This window comes from Kitasatospora nipponensis (assembly GCF_039528135.1).
Taxonomy (GTDB): domain Bacteria; phylum Actinomycetota; class Actinomycetes; order Streptomycetales; family Streptomycetaceae; genus Kitasatospora; species Kitasatospora nipponensis.
On sequence record NZ_BAAALF010000866.1, the window covers coordinates 1 to 612 of the forward strand.

1 pseudogene is annotated in these 612 nt (G+C 65.4%); it reads left to right on the forward strand.

Features of this window, described 5'->3' with window-relative positions:
• Positions 1 to 612: pseudogene (locus tag ABD323_RS43760) on the forward strand (hypothetical protein); the annotation flags it as partial.

Consider the following 612-nt stretch of genomic DNA (forward strand, 5'->3'; position numbering starts at 1 on the left):
CTCCCGGCAGACGAGGAGAACTTCACGGTCAGCGACGACTTCGGCGCGATGCTCCACGAGATCCATCACATCCTCGAGAAGCGGAACTCGCGACTCATCGTCCTGGCCGCGCCAAAGCAATGGCAGCGCGTCAGCGCGCAGGCTCCGCCGAACATCGTTCCCGTGCTGGGCCGTCCCGACCCGCTGAAGATCGCCGGGGCGTGGCTCAGGGCCGAGGCGCCAGACCTCGACTCCCGGCGGTGGCTGGACGATGAGCGTATCTCCGGACTGTTGGCCCGTCAGCGGCCTTCCGACGTCCTCCAGATCGTCGCACTCATTCTCAAGGCCGATGAAGCCAAACACCCCGCACTGAGGTCCGATGCGGACCCGGACGGATTCAACGCCAAGGTGCTGGACGTCCTGAAGGCGCGCACCGCATGGCGCGAGGATCTGTTGGAGTGGCACAGGAAGCCAGGCAGGACAAGCTTCGAGCGGAACTTCCTGCTCGTGGCGGCATTGTTCAGGAACGCATCCGTCGGTCATGTGTACGCGCAAACGGCCGAGCTCTGCAGTCGCTTCAAGACCCCCGTGTCGCTCAGGGGCCAGGAAGCGCCGGGCGTCGTCGAACTCGTC